This window comes from Hoeflea sp. EC-HK425, from assembly GCF_902498795.1.
In the GTDB taxonomy this organism is placed as follows: Bacteria; Pseudomonadota; Alphaproteobacteria; order Rhizobiales; family Rhizobiaceae; genus Hoeflea; species Hoeflea alexandrii.
In genome coordinates this window covers 496,096-511,480 of sequence record NZ_LR701572.1, presented here as the reverse complement: position 1 = coordinate 511,480, position 15,385 = coordinate 496,096, and the positions used below count along the sequence as shown (strand labels likewise).

At 64.3% G+C, this 15,385-nt stretch carries 15 protein-coding genes; 8 read left to right on the top strand and 7 right to left on the bottom strand.

Features of this window, described 5'->3' with window-relative positions; genetic code table 11:
- Position 1: 1 nt before the first annotated feature.
- A complete protein-coding gene (locus SPHINGO391_RS05345) occupies positions 2–979 on the bottom strand; it encodes an ABC transporter substrate-binding protein (RefSeq protein ID WP_152011435.1) in 978 nt (325 codons plus the stop codon).
- A 201-nt stretch (positions 980–1,180) separates the two neighbouring features.
- Here SPHINGO391_RS05345 and SPHINGO391_RS05340 point away from each other — a divergent pair, with 201 nt between their 5' ends.
- Positions 1,181–1,603, top strand: a complete 423-nt coding sequence (locus tag SPHINGO391_RS05340; protein ID WP_152007859.1) for a hypothetical protein — start codon at positions 1,181–1,183, stop codon at positions 1,601–1,603.
- A 41-nt stretch (positions 1,604–1,644) separates the two neighbouring features.
- On the opposite strand, the gene SPHINGO391_RS05335 is transcribed toward SPHINGO391_RS05340, so the two are convergent.
- The 3 genes from SPHINGO391_RS05335 to SPHINGO391_RS05325 all read right to left on the bottom strand — a co-directional run bounded on the left by SPHINGO391_RS05335 (position 1,645) and on the right by SPHINGO391_RS05325 (position 4,378).
- Positions 1,645–2,325, bottom strand: a complete 681-nt coding sequence (locus SPHINGO391_RS05335; protein ID WP_152007858.1) for an SDR family oxidoreductase — start codon at positions 2,323–2,325, stop codon at positions 1,645–1,647.
- Between the two features lie 100 nt (positions 2,326–2,425).
- Positions 2,426–4,075, bottom strand: a complete 1,650-nt coding sequence (gene ettA, locus SPHINGO391_RS05330; protein ID WP_152007857.1) for an energy-dependent translational throttle protein EttA — start codon at positions 4,073–4,075, stop codon at positions 2,426–2,428.
- Between the two features lie 72 nt (positions 4,076–4,147).
- On the bottom strand, positions 4,148–4,378 hold the full coding sequence (locus SPHINGO391_RS05325) for a hypothetical protein (protein WP_244615117.1): 231 nt from the start codon (positions 4,376–4,378) through the stop codon (positions 4,148–4,150).
- Between the two features lie 135 nt (positions 4,379–4,513).
- On the opposite strand from SPHINGO391_RS05325, the gene SPHINGO391_RS05320 reads away from it, so the two are divergent.
- Positions 4,514–5,458, top strand: coding sequence for an alpha/beta hydrolase (locus tag SPHINGO391_RS05320; RefSeq protein WP_152007855.1), 945 nt, complete (start codon positions 4,514–4,516; stop codon positions 5,456–5,458).
- A gap of 23 nt (positions 5,459–5,481) precedes the next feature.
- On the opposite strand, the gene SPHINGO391_RS05315 is transcribed toward SPHINGO391_RS05320, so the two are convergent.
- Entirely contained in the window at positions 5,482–7,260 is a 1,779-nt protein-coding gene (locus SPHINGO391_RS05315) for a hypothetical protein (protein WP_152007854.1), read from the bottom strand.
- Positions 7,261–7,524: 264 nt separating this feature from the next.
- Between SPHINGO391_RS05315 and SPHINGO391_RS05310 the strand changes: the two genes are divergently transcribed.
- Entirely contained in the window at positions 7,525–8,730 is a 1,206-nt protein-coding gene (locus SPHINGO391_RS05310; RefSeq protein ID WP_152007853.1) for a CaiB/BaiF CoA-transferase family protein, read from the top strand.
- On the top strand, positions 8,727–10,391 hold the full coding sequence (locus SPHINGO391_RS05305) for a thiamine pyrophosphate-binding protein (protein ID WP_152007852.1): 1,665 nt from the start codon (positions 8,727–8,729) through the stop codon (positions 10,389–10,391). Before SPHINGO391_RS05310 ends, SPHINGO391_RS05305 begins: the two co-directional genes overlap by 4 nt.
- 3 nt (positions 10,392–10,394) lie before the next feature.
- On the opposite strand, the gene SPHINGO391_RS05300 is transcribed toward SPHINGO391_RS05305, so the two are convergent.
- Positions 10,395–11,312 (bottom strand): LysR family transcriptional regulator, encoded by a 918-nt coding sequence (locus tag SPHINGO391_RS05300; protein WP_152007851.1) that lies wholly within the window; start codon positions 11,310–11,312, stop codon positions 10,395–10,397.
- Between the two features lie 125 nt (positions 11,313–11,437).
- Between SPHINGO391_RS05300 and SPHINGO391_RS05295 the strand changes: the two genes are divergently transcribed.
- The 4 genes from SPHINGO391_RS05295 to SPHINGO391_RS05280 all read left to right on the top strand — a co-directional run bounded on the left by SPHINGO391_RS05295 (position 11,438) and on the right by SPHINGO391_RS05280 (position 13,709).
- The gene (locus SPHINGO391_RS05295) at positions 11,438–11,989 is read left to right on the top strand and encodes a peroxidase-related enzyme (RefSeq protein ID WP_152007850.1); all 552 of its coding nucleotides are present in this window, start codon (positions 11,438–11,440) and stop codon (positions 11,987–11,989) included.
- Positions 11,990–12,044: 55 nt separating this feature from the next.
- The gene (locus tag SPHINGO391_RS05290) at positions 12,045–12,524 is read left to right on the top strand and encodes a nuclear transport factor 2 family protein (protein ID WP_152007849.1); all 480 of its coding nucleotides are present in this window, start codon (positions 12,045–12,047) and stop codon (positions 12,522–12,524) included.
- A gap of 18 nt (positions 12,525–12,542) precedes the next feature.
- On the top strand, positions 12,543–13,157 hold the full coding sequence (locus SPHINGO391_RS05285) for a pyridoxamine 5'-phosphate oxidase family protein (RefSeq protein ID WP_152007848.1): 615 nt from the start codon (positions 12,543–12,545) through the stop codon (positions 13,155–13,157).
- Between the two features lie 138 nt (positions 13,158–13,295).
- The gene (locus SPHINGO391_RS05280; RefSeq protein WP_152007847.1) at positions 13,296–13,709 is read left to right on the top strand and encodes a DUF393 domain-containing protein; all 414 of its coding nucleotides are present in this window, start codon (positions 13,296–13,298) and stop codon (positions 13,707–13,709) included.
- A gap of 60 nt (positions 13,710–13,769) precedes the next feature.
- Here SPHINGO391_RS05280 and SPHINGO391_RS05275 read toward each other — a convergent pair whose 3' ends face one another.
- Positions 13,770–15,365 (bottom strand): glycoside hydrolase family 3 N-terminal domain-containing protein, encoded by a 1,596-nt coding sequence (locus SPHINGO391_RS05275; RefSeq protein WP_343200288.1) that lies wholly within the window; start codon positions 15,363–15,365, stop codon positions 13,770–13,772.
- Positions 15,366–15,385: the final 20 nt, after the last annotated feature.

The window sequence follows — 15,385 nt, the reverse complement described above, 5'->3', positions numbered from 1 at the left end:
CTTACTGGCCGAAGATATTGGCGAAACGCGCGGTGTTGGCCTCGGCCTCTGCAAGCGCCTTGGCGGCATCGAACGGCATCACCTTGATGGTCGAGCGGTCGGGAAATCCGGCCGGCACGGCCACATCGGGATGCGCCGGCAAATAGCCCTGGCTCAACGCCAGTTCCTGTCCTTGCTTCGAGATCAGGAAGTCGACGAAGGCCTTGGCGGCGTCAGCGTTCTGGGTCGAGGCGAGGATCGCCACCGGCTCGGAAATCGCCGACACGCCTTCTTCGGGAAACACGAACTCGACCGGGGCGCCCTTGGCCTTTTCGCGGATCGGCAGGAAGTCGACGACCATGCCGTAGAGCTTCTCGCCGCCGGCGACCTGCTTGAGCACGCCGCCATTGCCGCCCGAGGCCTGCGCCCCGTTTGCGGCCAGGCCCTCGTAATAGCCCCAGCCGGCCTCCAGATTGCCCGCAAGCGTGGCGGTGTGGATCAGCGCCGCACCCGAGGTCAGCGGCGACGGCATCGCGAGCTGGCCCTTGGCCTCTTCCTTGAGCAGATCTTCCCACGAGGACGGGATCATGGTCGCGGCAGTATTGTACATGATGCCGGTGGTGATCAGCTTGGTGCCGAACCAGGTCTTGCCGGCATCATGGGTGCCGGCCGGATAGGCCGAGACATCCGCATCGGGATGCGCCATCAGCAGATCGCGGGCCTTGAGCCCTTCCATGGTGACGCTGTCGGCGATCAGCAGCACGTCGGCGGGTGTCGACCCGGCAGCAAGTTCGGCCTCCAGCTTGGCCATGATCTTGGTGGTGCCGTCGCGCACGAAGGTCACCTTCACATCCGGATAGGCCGCCATGAACGCATCGACCGACTGCTGCGCATCGGTGTTGGGCTGGCTGGTGTAAAGCGTCAGCGTGCCGTCGACGGCATGGGCCGGGCCAGCGAGGAGAGCGAGCGAGGCGATGGCGCCGAGCGACAAAGAGATCATGCGGGACATGGGGAAACTCCGGGTTTTCAGGATCGGTTCCCGCGAGCCTTAAGCAGCGCCGATGACACCCCGATGACACCATCCCCGCAATGCAAGCCCGGCATGACAGCCGTGCCACGCAGCTTCAATTCACCTCGCAGCAAGATCGTGCTAAGATGCCCATGTGGGGAGCTGACAGTCACGATATCACGGAGATCATCGATGATGCTTGCCCACCACCTTTCAAGACCCGCCGGCTTCGCCCTCGCCCTGATGCTGGTCCATCCGGCTCCAGCGCCCGCCGCCGACCTCTCCTGCAACGGCCTTCTCGAGACCGGTCAGACCATGATCTGCTCCGGCTTCGAGCCCAACTGGGCGCTTGAACTAAGCTGCAACGGCGGCATGAGCGCGAATTTCATCGACGCCTTTTCCGGCGACGGCATCCAGACCACGCCGGGCAGCATTGCCTTCGCCTCGGAAAACCCCTGGCAGCTTGAGACCAGCCACCCGGTTTCAGGCTCGATCGCCTACACGCCGGGCGGTTGCACCGACGAGAGCGACGCCGTGCGCGACTTTACTTTCACCCCGACGGCCGCACCGGGCCTGTCGGAGCCGTTCTTCCCGTTCTGCTGCCGGATCAGGTAGTCGCACGAGGCGAGACAACATGCTGCCTTAGGTCAGCGGCTTCACCACTCGGACGGCGAACCGTCCCAGTTGTAAAACCGTCCGGTCCCTTCGAGCGTCAGCCCCTCGGCGAGCGCGAGGATTCCGCTTGCACTCTCGGTCGCATCGATATCGGCGCCCGCCCCGCCCATATCTGTGCGCACCCAGCCCGGATGCACCAGCGCCACGGCGATGCCCATCGGCGCGAGATCGGTGGCGAGCCCCTGCATCACCTTGTTGACCGCCGCCTTCGACGCCCGGTAGGCGATCCTGTCGGACTTGGCGTAGGACATCCGCCCCATTTGCGAGGAGACCGTCACGATACGTGGGTTGGTGCTCTTCTTGAGCTGCGGCAGGAAAGCCTGGCTTACCGCCAGCGGCGCCAGCGTGTTGACGGCCAGAGTCTGCGCGAACCCGTCGAAATCCATGTCCAGCGTCGACTGCCGCTCGGGCCCGATGATACCGGCATTGTTGATCAGGATATCAATCGGCGCATCGATGGCTTCCGCCGCCGCCCGCACCGCCGCATGGTCGGTGACATCGAACTTGAGATCATGAAACTTCGGATGTTCGCAGATATGCGCGTCCGCATCGGTGACTTCACCGCGCGCCGAGCCATACACGGTCCAGCCCTTGGCCAAAGCCTGTTTGGCCATTTCCAGCCCGATGCCGCGATTGGTTCCGGTGATGAGGATGGTGGTCATGACTGGGATCTCTCAGGTCGGGGACAGTTTACTTTTCTTGCTGATTTTCAGCGCATCAGCAACAAAGTAAACTGTCCCCGATTTTCCCTAACTCCGCTCCCTACCGCTTCAGAGGCTTGTAGGTCACCCTTCTCGGATTGACGCTGTCGGCACCAAGCCTCCGGATCTTGTCAGCTTCGTAGTCCTCGAAATTGCCCTCGAACCATTCGACATGGCTGTCGCCCTCGAACGCGAGAATGTGGGTGGCCAGACGGTCGAGGAACATGCGGTCATGCGAAATGATGACGGCGCAGCCGGCGAAGTTTTCCAGCGCATCTTCGAGCGCGCCGAGCGTTTCGGTGTCCAGGTCATTGGTCGGCTCATCGAGCAGCAGCAGATTCCCGCCGGATTTCAAGAGCTTGGCCAGGTGCACCCGGTTGCGCTGGCCGCCCGAAAGCGTGCCCACCTTCTGCTGCTGGTCGCCGCCCTTGAAGTTGAACGTCGAGCAGTAGGCGCGGGAGTTCATCTCGTGCTTGCCGAGCTTGATGATGTCGTTGCCGCCCGAGATTTCCTCCCAGACAGTCTTGCTGCCGTCAAGCGAATCGCGGCTCTGGTCGACATAGGCAAGCTGCACGGTTTCACCCACGGTGACAGTGCCCGAATCAGGCTGTTCCTGGCCGGTAATCATCCGGAACAGCGTGGTCTTGCCCGCACCGTTGGGGCCGATCACGCCGACGATGCCGCCGGGTGGCAGCTTGAAGCTGAGATCATCGATCAGCAGCCGGTCGCCATAGGCCTTGGAAATACCTTCGACATCGATCACCTGGTTGCCCAGCCGCTCTCCGGTCGGAATCACGATCTGCGCTTCGCCGGGTCGCCGGTCGCCGGCGGCTTTCACCAGCTCGTCATAGGCGCGGATACGCGCCTTCGACTTGGCCTGGCGGGCTTTCGGCGAGGAGGCAATCCATTCCTGTTCGCGCGCCAGCGATTTCTGACGGGACGCTTCCTCGCGGCCTTCCTGCTTCATCCGCTTGGCCTTGGCGTCGAGATAGGCGGTGTAGTTGCCCTCGTAGGGAATGCCACGGCCGCGGTCGAGCTCGAGAATCCAGCCCGTCACATTGTCGAGGAAGTAGCGGTCATGGGTGATCATGATCACGGCGCCGGGATATTCGCGCAGGTGCTTTTCGAGCCAGGCGATGCTTTCGGCATCGAGATGGTTGGTCGGCTCGTCAAGCAGGATCAGGTCGGGCTGCCTGAGCAGCAGCGCGCACAGCGCCACGCGGCGCTTCTCGCCGCCCGACAGCGCGTCGACGGAGGCCTCCGGCGGCGGGCAGCGCAAGGCTTCCATCGCCATCTCGACCTGGCTGTCGAGGTCCCAAAGGTTCTGCGCGTCGATGATGTCCTGGAGTTTCGCGCCCTCGTCGGCGGTCTCGTCGGAATAGTTCATCATCAGCTCGTTGTAGCGGTCGAGGATCGCCTGCTTGTCGGCTACGCCCTGCATGACGTTGCCGAGCACGTTCAGGCTCTCGTCGAGCTGCGGCTCCTGCGGCAGGTAGCCCAGCGTCGCACCTTCGGCCAGCCAGGCCTCGCCGGTGAACTCGCTGTCCAGTCCGGCCATGATCTTCAGGACCGTCGATTTACCCGCGCCGTTGGGGCCGAGAATACCGATCTTGGCGTCCGGGTAGAACGACAGGTGAATGTTTTCGAGGATCTTCTTGGCGCCATAGGACTTGTTGAGTCCCGCCATGTGATAGATGAACTGCCGTGCCACGATACGCTCCAGACATGATTTGGATAATTGCCCGCTGTCTAGTCGAATTGGCGCTCAAGGGCAATGATCGGCTCAGGCCGAAAAACTGACGGCCACGCCCTTCTTGCGGAAATAGGACTGCATGATCTTGCGGCCCTGCCGGTTGGGCTGCACCAGCTTGGAAGGCTCGAACACGGCTTGCTTGACGCCCTCACGCGCCATCGCGGCTTTCAGCGCGGCAATGTGGCTGTCGAGGTCTTCATTGTCATTGTTGATCGACGTGTAGATATTTTCGATGGCTTGGTCGAGGGTCAGATCGCTCACGTATCGGCACTCCATGGATCGTTGCCCCTCAACTAGCGATTTTTGCGCCAAGAGCAAGCGCGGCACGCATTGGCGGCGCGGTCGATCTCCGATCATTGCTCTTGATTTTCCTCCGTCGGCCATGGCCAATGGGCGATGAGCGATTTTTCAGCCTTTCCCCATTCGAGCCCGAGCGGCGCAACACTGGCCGTCCGCCACGTGCCGGCAACAATCACACCGCGCGCCGTGGTGCAGATCAATCACGGCCTGGCCGAACACGCCGCCCGTTACCAGCGTTTCGCCCGCTTTCTCGCGGCCCGCGGCTATCATGTCTATGTCCATGACCACCGCGGCCACGGCGCAACCCGCGCGCCTGATTCGATCCCCGGCGCCTTTGCCTCGAAAGACGGCGCATCGAAGGTGATCGCCGATGTCGCCGCCATCCACGCCCTGATCGGTGATCGCCATCCGGGTCTGCCGGTCGTCACCTTCGGCCATTCGATGGGCGGGCTGATCGCGCTCAATTTCGCCGAGACCCATCCCGCGGCCAGCGCCGCGCTGGCGGTCTGGAACTCCAATTTCAATGCCGGACTGGCCGGCCGCGCCGGTCAGGTTGCCCTCAGGCTTGAAGCCTTTTTCAAGGGCTCGGACACGCCGAGCGCGATTCTGCCCAAGCTGACCTTTCAGGCCTGGGCAAATGCCATGCCCGACCGCCGCACCGATTTCGACTGGCTGTCGCGCGATCCGCTCGAGGTCGATCTCTATGTTGTCGACCCGCTGAGCGGCTGGGACGCGACGGTCAGCATGTGGCAGGACGTGTTCAGGCTGATTTATGCCGGCGGAGACGCCGCCAATCTGGCGAAACTGCCGAAGGCCCTGCCGGTTCACCTGATCGGCGGCGCCGAGGATCCGGCAACCGACAAGGGCGAGGCCATCACCTGGCTTGCCGAACAGATGCAGAAGTCCGGGCTCAGCGATGTCACGGTCGAGATCCTTGCCGCAACCCGGCACGAGACGCTCAACGAGATCAACCGCGACCAGTCAATGGCCGGTTTTGCCGCCTGGCTCGACAGCCGCATTGCCGCCCCGATGCAGGCCTGATCGGCGAGGCAAAGTCCGGCGCCTTAGCGCAGGGCGCCGTGGTCGATCGCAAACAGCATGAACGTGTCGTCAGCTCCGCTGATTCGCGTCAGCCCGGGCCAGTCGCCGCCACGAGCGACGACGGCAAACAGCGTATCCGCCGCAATCGATACCGGCACGGGCAAGCGGCACAGCGCAATGTAATCGAAATCCTCGAGCGCCGCCCGGCGTGTCTGGCTGTCGGTGGAGGCAAAGCTCTGCAGTGTCCTGCGCATGCCGGGCGCCGCGCGGTGAAAAGACACGGAAGCAACGGTCATTCCCGGTGGCAGCTGGTCCATCAGTTGCAACCCCAGCCAGGGCGGCGCCATGATCCGGCCCGGTTCAACCCGTTCGAGAACGCTCACATCAGCCTGTTCGCAATGGGGATAGGCCAGGTAATCCACCACGTCGAATTGCTCGGATCGGGCAGGCACCAGGGCCTGCAACGCCAGGCCTGTTGCTGCAACCAGCGCCACCGCTCCCGCCAGCAACTTCGACGTGGCTTGTCTCTTGTGTGAAACCATGCTCAGGACATAGGGCACGAAAAGCGTGGCCAGTGCGATCGGAAACCGCACGTAGCGGGTCTGCAGCAGCGTCAGCACCAGCGCGACGACGGCGCATGCATAGATGATGGCAAGCGCCGAACGTCCCGTTCTCAGCGTCGCCAGAACCATCGGTGCGGCCACCGCCAGAACAACCGCCAGGGTGCCGAGCACCACCAGTGTGGCCGAATTGCCGTTCTGGAAATAGAGCAGGAATGATTTCTCCTGCTCTACCCGCTCCAGCCAGAAGGTCCGCGAGAGCGGATCGATCATGTGATAAGGCCCCTGCAGGCAAAGCGGATACTGCCAGGTCAGCCAGCCGGCGAGCGCCGCACCTGCCAGAACCAGGAGCGCGCCCCGCCCAATCCAACCCGCCCGGACGGGCATCCCGGCAAGCGCCGCCATGATGCCGCCATAGCCCGCAAGCGCGATCGCGAAGGGAGCGGACAGGGCATCGCACTGGGTCGAGACAAGCTCCGAAGGCCCGATCAGCAATAACCCGAAAAGCGGCGTCGCCACCAGCATGGTCAGTCCAAGCGCGAAGGCAAACGCCCGGCTGCCCGGCCGGTCGAGCATCCAGCACAGGCTGACCCCGCCTAGAACGACACTGATCACGGGCAGCAGTTCCAGCCCGACGGCAACCGAGCCAACGCAGCCGATCCCGGCCAGCACCGCGCCGCGCGGCGTCCAGAGGCTCAGGCCCCAGAAACTGAGCATGATCAGCAGCAATTGCACATTGTGGTGGTCGATTCGTCCCGGGCTGAACTCCCACAGCGCCAGCCACATCAGCATGAGGCTGGCGATCAGGCCGACCCTTTCCACTGGCACGATCCCGTCGAACATCGCCAGAAGTGTCTTGACCAGGATTGCGCAGAAACCCACCAGCATGATCAGTGGAACGAGTATGAACGCAGCTTGCAGCGCGGTCTCTGTCCCCAGCACCGGGCTCAACACCCAGGCGAAGACCGCATAGGGCAGATCGACCAGCCGCGACCAGGGAGAGATGTAAGCCTCGGGCATCTGGATCATCGGGATGGTCCGGTCGAACCAGGATCCGCCCTCGACCAGCAACCGGATCTGGACGGCCCGCAGATCGTCATCGATGTCGCCGAGAAAGTTGACGCCGTCGACGGCATCAAACAGCACCATCGGCAAGGTCACGCAGAGCGCCAGCAGGAACAGCGGCCAGAATCGCGCTGTTTTTTCGCTGTCCCGGGCCATTGCCGGCTCTGATGTGGCCATGTTCACGGGTCCTGCCTTGCAAGCCAGCATCACACTGATCAATAGTCGCTCAAGACATAGCCCCGAATGCCTAAGATTGAGTATCTGGCTTCACCCTGAGCCAGGGTTTGGCTCTCGCTGCCGATCAGCATGCCCCGGCTCGCCTAAATCATGCCATCACAGAAATTAATGTGTCAGCGCTGGTTTGCGACGCTATACAGGCATCACTTGTCAGAACCCCAAGGGTGGCGCCCCTCACCCCGCCAGACGTCAACGGAGACCCGCATGAGTGAAACCAGGACCGACAATGCTCCGCTTGCCGGCATCCGTGTGATCGAGCTTGCGCGCATCCTCGCCGGCCCCTGGGCCGGGCAGCTGCTTGCCGATCTCGGCGCCGACGTGATCAAGATCGAGCATCCCGAGGGCGGCGACGACACCCGCCGCTGGGGCCCGCCCTTTGTCGAGGGCGCCGATGGTGAGAACCTCTCGGCCGCCTATTATCACTCGGCCAACCGCGGCAAGCGCTCGATCACGCTCGATATCGCCAGTCCCGAGGGCGCAGAGACCGCCCGCCAGCTGATTTCGACCGCCGATATAGTTCTGGAAAACTTCAAGGTCGGCGGCCTGAAGAAATACGGCCTCGATTACGACAGCCTGAAAGCCGCCAATCCCCGGCTCGTCTACTGCTCGATCACCGGCTTCGGCCAGACCGGGCCCTACGCCCCGCGCGCCGGCTACGATTTTATCATCCAGGCCATGACCGGCATGATGTCGATCACCGGCGAGCCGGGACGCGAACCGCAAAAGGCCGGCGTCGCCATCTCCGACATCTTTACCGGGCTCTATTCGGTCATCGCCATCCAGGCCGCGCTTCGCCATGCGGAAAAGACCGGCCAGGGCCAGATGATCGACATGGCGCTGTTCGACACCCAGGCGGGAATCCTCGGCAACCAGAACCTCAACTATCTGGTCTCCGGCGTCGCACCGGTGCAGATGGGCAACGCCCACATGAACATCGCCCCCTACGAGGTGTTTCCGGTTTCAGACGGCCACGTCATCATCGCGGTCGGCAATGACGGGCAGTTCCAGCGCTTCTGCAAGCTGCTTGGCGCTGCCAAACTCGGCGCCGATCCCGAGTTCCAGACCAACCCGTCGCGCGTCGCCCACCGGGTTCGCCTGCGCGCCGAGATCATCGCCGAAATGGCCTCCTGGACCAAGGCCGACATGCTGTCCGCCTGCGACGCCAATGCTGTTCCAGCCGGGCCGATCAACGATATCGAAGAGATGTTTGCCGACCCGCAGATCATAGCGCGCGGGCTCAGAATGGACCTCACCGATCAGGCCGGCACAGAAATTCCCTCGGTGCGTGCACCGATCCTGTTGCCGGCCTCGCCGCTGCACTATGACCGGCCAAGCCCGCGGCTCGGCGAGCATACCGAAGAGGTGCTGGCCGAACTCAAGACCATCAAATCCAAAGGACCAAGCACATGAAAACCGGCGGCCAGCTGATTGTCGATACACTCAAGGCCAATGGCGTCGAGCGCCTGTTCTGCGTGCCCGGCGAAAGCTATCTCGCAGTTCTCGATGCACTGGTGGATTCAGGCGTCGGCGTCACCGTCTGCCGCCAGGAAGGCGGAGCGGCGATGATGGCCGACAGCTGGGGCCGGCTGACCGGCAAGCCCGGTATCTGCTTCGTCACCCGCGGCCCCGGCGCCACCAATGCCACCGCCGGCCTGCACATCGCGCGCCAGGATTCGATCCCGATGATCCTGTTCATCGGCCAGGTCCAGCGCGACGCCCGCGAGCGCGAGGCCTTCCAGGAAGTCGAGTATCGCCGCGCCTTCACCGAATTCGCCAAATGGGTGGCCGAGATCGATGATCCGGCCCGAATCCCCGAATTCGTCAACCGCGCCTTCTCCGTGGCCATGTCCGGCCGCCCCGGCCCGGTGGTGCTGGCACTGCCCGAGGATGTGCTGCGCGAGGCGGTCGAAAACCCGCCGGCCACGATCCTGCCCAACCCGGTGCCGGCCACCCGTCCCGGAGATGCCGAGATGAAGGATCTCGGTGAACGTCTCGCCCGGGCGGAGCGTCCGGTGATGATCCTTGGAGGCACCCGCTGGACCGAAACCGCCGTGCGCCAGGTCGAGCGCTTTGCCGAGCGGGCCCAGATCCCGGTCGGATGCTCTTTCCGCCGCCAGATGCTATTCGATCACACCCACCCCTGCTATGCCGGCGATGTCGGCATCGGCATCAACCCGGCGCTGGCCGAGGCAATCAAGGTATCCGATCTGGTGATGCTGGTCGGCGGCCGCTTTTCCGAAATGCCCTCCTCCGGCTACACCCTGCTCGACATCCCCTGCCCTGAGCAGCCGCTGGTCCATGTCCATGCCGACGCCGGCGAACTCGGCCGGGTCTACCGCCCGACGCTCGCGATCAACGCTGATCCCGCCTCCTTCGCCGACGCGCTGTCGTCGCTGGACGTCGACCCGATGCCCGGCCGCGCCGACATGGTGGCGCGCATGCATGCGGCCTATCTCGACTGGTCGACGCCGCCTGAAACCGGTCCCGGCGACGTCCAGATGGGCCCGATCATCGACTGGCTCCGGGACGAACTGCCCGAGGACGCGATCCTGACCAACGGCGCCGGCAACTACGCCACCTGGGTCCACCGCTACGTCCGCTTCCGGAACTTCGCCACCCAGGCAGCGCCCGCGTCGGGGTCCATGGGCTACGGCGTGCCCGCCGCCATCGGCGCCCAGCAGGCGTTCCCGGACCGGCTGGTCGTCGCCTTTGCCGGCGACGGCTGTTTTATGATGCACGGCCAGGAATTCGCCACTGCGATCCAGCACAAGCTTCCGATCATCGTTATCGTCGTCAACAACTCGATGTACGGCACCATCCGCATGCATCAGGAGCGCGACTATCCCGGCCGCGTCAGCGCCACGGAGCTGACCAATCCGGACTTCGCAGCCCTCGCCCGCGCCTATGGCGGCCATGGCGAGACCGTGGAGAAGACCGAGGACTTTGCCCCGGCCTTCAAGCGGGCGCGGGCCACCGGCAAGGCATCGATCATCGAGATCAAGCTCGACCAGCAGGCGATCACCCCGACAAGGACGCTGGCCCAGATCTCGGGCACCGGCGTGAAGAAATAGGACCTATCCTGCCCGCTCACCCGCAAGGGTCCGGAAGTCCCAGTTCTGTGTCGCACTTGCCTGCTCGATGAAGGCCCGCACCTTGAGCGAAAGCAGGCGCGAACTCGGATAGACGAACTGCACCGGATAGGGATCGGGCTCGTGGTCGGCCATGACCAGCGAGAGCCTCCCGTCCCGGACGTGATCGGCCACCTGGTAGCTCAGCGCCATTGTCAGGCCACCGCCCTGCGCCGCGTGCCAGATCGCCGCGTCGGCGCTGTTGGTCACGTAGCTCGGGTTCACCGAGAGCCCATGGGGCGTCCCGTCAACCCAGAACCGCCAGTGATCGGCGGCGCCGAGCGCGGTGAACGAGATCAGCCGGTGCTGTCTGAGATCGCCGATGGTCCGCGGCACGCCCTGTTTGGCAAGATAGTCCGGCGACGCCACCAGCACCCGGCGCACGGCCCCGACCTTGCGAGCGATGTCGCTGGAATCGGCCAGATGGCCGATGCGGATGGCAATGTCGATCCCGTCCTCGACAAGATTGACGTTGCGGTCGGAGAGCGTCAGCTCGGCGCTCACTTTCGGATGCCGTGTCATGAATTCGCAGATCAGCGGCGCGACATGCAATCGCCCGAAGACCTGCGGCGCAGTGACGACCAGACGGCCCATGGGTTCGCCGCGCTCGCTTTCGGCCATCTGCTCGGCGTCCTCGAGATCGGCCATGATGCGGCGGCTGCGCTCGAGGAACCTCAATCCCGCATCGGTAAGGCTGACTGCGCGGGTGGTCCGGTTCAGGAGCCGCACCCCCAGCCGCTCCTCCAGCGCCGCCACGTGACGGGTGATCGCCGAGGTCGACATCCCCAGCTTCCGTGCGGCGGGCGCAAACCCGTTCAGTTCCGAGACCGCGATGAAGGCCCCGATGGCGTCAAATCGATCCATTTTCATTATCCCGCTATTTGCAATGGTATATGAAATCAATAGTATATTCTCTAATTCTGGGAAACAATCATATTGCCTCCTGTGAAGCGCGGCAGGTGCCGTGCACCAGACAGGAGTTCAAACCAATGTCCCGTATCCCAACGCCCGCAACGATCGCCGCCGCCCCTGCAGCCGCACAGCCGCTGCTCGAGGCCGTCAAGAAGCAGCTCGGTTCCGCCCCGAACCTCTTCCGCATCACCGCCACCAGCCCTGCCGCGCTCGAAGGCTATCTCAGCCTCAACGGCGCGCTCGCCAAGGGCGCGCTTGACGCAGCCACCCGCGAACGCATTGCCCTTGCCGTGGCCGAGGTCAATGGCTGCCGCTACTGCCTCGCCGCCCACACCTATCTGGGCAAGAACGTCGCCAAGCTCGGAGACGCCGAGATCGCCGCAAACCGCAATGGCCGTTCGAGCGACCCCAAGGCGGATGCCGCTGTAAGCTTCGCAAGGAAGGTGACGCTCGACCGCGGCGCCGTCACCGATGCCGACTTCGCCCGGGTGCGTGGCGCCGGCTATTCCGATGCCGAGATTGTCGAGATCGTCGCCCACGTCGCGCTCAACACGCTCACCAACTACATCAACGAGGTGTTCGGGACGGAAGTCGATTTCCCCGCCGTGCCGGTCAGCCAGGCCGCCTGATTGTTCACCCCGGGGCGCCGGCAATGGCGCCCCTTCCAGCTTGAAGGACACGATCATGTCGACGCCGGAAACTGCCCGCCCGCCCCTGCCGCCATTCACCGCTCAAACCGCCGCCGAGAAGGCACGCCTCGCCGAGGACGCCTGGAACAGCCGCGACCCGGAGCGCGTCTCGCTCGCCTATACGCCCGACAGCCAGTGGCGCAACCGCGCCGAATTCCTCACCGGGCGCCCTGCCATCGTCGAGTTCCTGACCCGGAAATGGGCGCGGGAACTCGAATACCGGCTGATCAAGGAAGTCTGGGCCTTCCACGAGATCCGCATCGCTGTCCGATTTGCCTATGAATGGTGCGATGACAGCGGCCAGTGGTACCGGAGCTTCGGCAACGAGAACTGGGAGTTCGACGCCCGCGGCCTGATGCGGTTGCGCATCGCCTCGATCAACGATCTTCCGATCAGTGCCGACCAGCGCCTGCTCGACTGGCCCATGGGCCGCCGCCCGGATGATCACCCCGGCCTGAGCCAGCTCGGCCTGTAAGGAAAAAGTGAGGACGACATGAAGCCCAGCCACGCCACTTCAAGCGACATCGCCTTCACCCCGACCGTCAAGGCCATCCAGAGCCGCAAGGGCTCACGCGCGGCCTATGCCGGGATGGAACAGCGTGGCGGCTGGCGCACGGCGATCGATCCGGAGCTCGCTGCCTTCGTCGAGCACACGAGGAGCTTCTTCCTCGCCACCGCCAACAGCGAAGGCCAGCCCTATGTGCAGCATCGCGGCGGTCCGCCGGGATTTTTCCGTGTGCTCGACAATCAAACGCTGGGCTTCGCCGATTTCAAGGGCAACCGCCAGTTCATCACCACGGGCAATCTCGAGGACAACCCGAAAGCGTTTCTCTTCCTGATCGATTACGCCCTGCAACGGCGCATCAAGATCTGGGGCACGGCGAAAATGGTTGAGGCAACGCCCGCGCTCCTGTCCCGCCTGCTGCCGGAAGGCTACCGGGCAAGGCCCGAGCAGATTGTGTTGTTCGAGGTCGAGGCTTGGGACGTCAATTGCCCGCAGCACATCCCGCAGCGGTTCGAAGCCGACGATGTCGCACGCGTCCTTGCCAAGCGCGACGCTCGGATAGCCGAACTCGAAGCGCTTCTCGCGGCCAGGGACGAGACCTGACAGCACACCCAACCATCGCAGCCCGCCTCCCGATTGGGCGAAAGCCTCGACGCCTGTAGAACCCGGGGTTTGCATCAACCGTTCCCCTGCGGCCAATCGCCCCTTGTCCAGGCGACCTGCCGCACCAGATTGGCGCTCATGAACAGCACACAGCCAGCAATCCCGATTTCCGTCTGGTATGACGGCGACTGCCCCGTCTGCCGCCAGGAAGTGGCGCTCTATCGCCGCATCGACCGCGACGGCCGAATCGATTGGATCGACATCACCGCCCTCGCCGATGGCGATCTGCCCCCGGACAAGAGCCGCGCCGATCTTCTCGGCCGGTTTCATGCGCGCGAGGCGGACGGGCCGTGGCAGATCGGCGTCGATGCCTTCGCCGCGATCTGGCGGGTGCTGCCCGGGTTCAGATACTTCGCCTTCCTGTTCCGCCTGCCGGTGATCAGGCAGATGGCGCAGGTTGCCTATCTCGGCTTCCTCAAGTGGCAGCGCCATCACCGAGCACGACGCGAGCAGGTGGCCCAGCCGGCCCTCGCGCCCGAACCCGGGAGCTGAATTCAGTAGCGCGCATCTTCGAGCCCGCAGAACGGGTCGACCGGGTTGTTGCTGTTCCATTCACCTTCGCCGGTCAGCAGATCGGCCACCGCGCGCTGCATGGTCTCCGTCGTCGAATAGGCGTTGATATAGGTCGGCACCCGCGGCGCATCGTAGAAGGTAGGGATAACCAAACGAGATCATCACGGTGGGGATCTCGTGCCAGTGCCGCGCCATCGCCGCACCGAAATGCCCGGTCAGCCCCAGCCAGTCGAGAAAGATCCGCCCGCGCGTCAGAAGCGTCTCGTCGCCGAACAAATAGAGGATCAGGTCGAATTTTTCCGCCCTGACGTCCATTCCCGGCTCATGCAGGGTGATCTCGAAGCCCTTGTCGGCAAGCATCGCAGGAAGCGCGAACGGCAAGGGCTCGGGCAGGAACGGGAACACGATGCCGCCGGAAATCACCAGCACCCGCTTGTGGCTGTCGGGATCGAGCGGCAACGTTTTCTGCACGTCCTTGACCAGCGTCGGCGCCCGCCGCGCCACCTCAGCCGCATAGGCTTTCGCCGCTTCCGGTTCGGTGCGCCGGGGTGGCTCCGCGGCCGCATGCAGTCCGAGCGCCGACTTCAGGCCGAGCTGGCGCATCACCGCCTCGTCGACCCGCTGCCAGCTCAGCCGTCCGTCGGCAAGGGCTGTTTCGAGAAAGCCCAGATCCTGTTCGGGATCATTCGAAAACAGGATGACGTCGCAACCCGACGCAATGATTTCCGGCAGATGCTCCGACCGCTTGGACCAGGCCCCGAGCCCGGCCATCGCCGTGGCGTCCGAGACGATCAACCCGTAGAAGCCGAGCCGCCTGCGCAGCAACTCCTCGTTCAGAAGCCGGCTGATCGAGGCCGGCCGGAACGCTTCCACGCCCGCACCATCCCCCGCCTGCTCGCGCACGAAGGCGGGCAGCGCGATATGCGCCGACATCACCGACATCACCCCGACCTCGATCGCGCCGCGGTAAAGCCGGCCGAAGCTCGCTTCCCAGTCTTCCATCGACAGCGGGTTGATCGTGGTCACCAGGTGCTGGTCGCGGTCGTCATGGCCTTCGCCGGGCCAGTGCTTGACCGCTGACGCGATGCCATGGCGCTGGAACACCCGCATCTGGGTCAGCGCATGCCGCGCGATCACCTCCGGGTCCGAGCCGAAGCCGCGGGTGGCGACGATCGGGCTGCGCCAGGCGGCATTGATGTCGAGAACCGGCGTGAAGCTCCAGTTGATCCCGGCGGCGCGTGCCTCCTCCGCCATCATCCGGCTGACGGTCTCGGTCACCTCGAGATCATCGATCGCCGCCAGCGCCAGCGGGTTGGGCCATTCGGCGCCGCCCGCCAGACTCATTCGGCTGCCTTCGAGATCCGCCGACACCAGCAGCGGCACCAGGGCTTTCACGTTGAAATCGTCGATGACCGCCCGCTCATGCGCGATGTCGCCTCCGCGCATCCGGGTGATCCCGCCGGGCCGGAACGCCTGCACCCTGGCGATCGCCTCGGGATCGTCGCCCACCGAGAGCAGATTGAACAGTTGCCGGAGCCTGTCGTCGGGGCTGAGCCGGCCGAGCGTCTGCCGCACCCAGCTGATTGCCGGGGCGTCAAGATTGAACGGTGGCTTGGCGAGATCCTCGATGCGCATGCGTCCCCCCGCAACAGCCC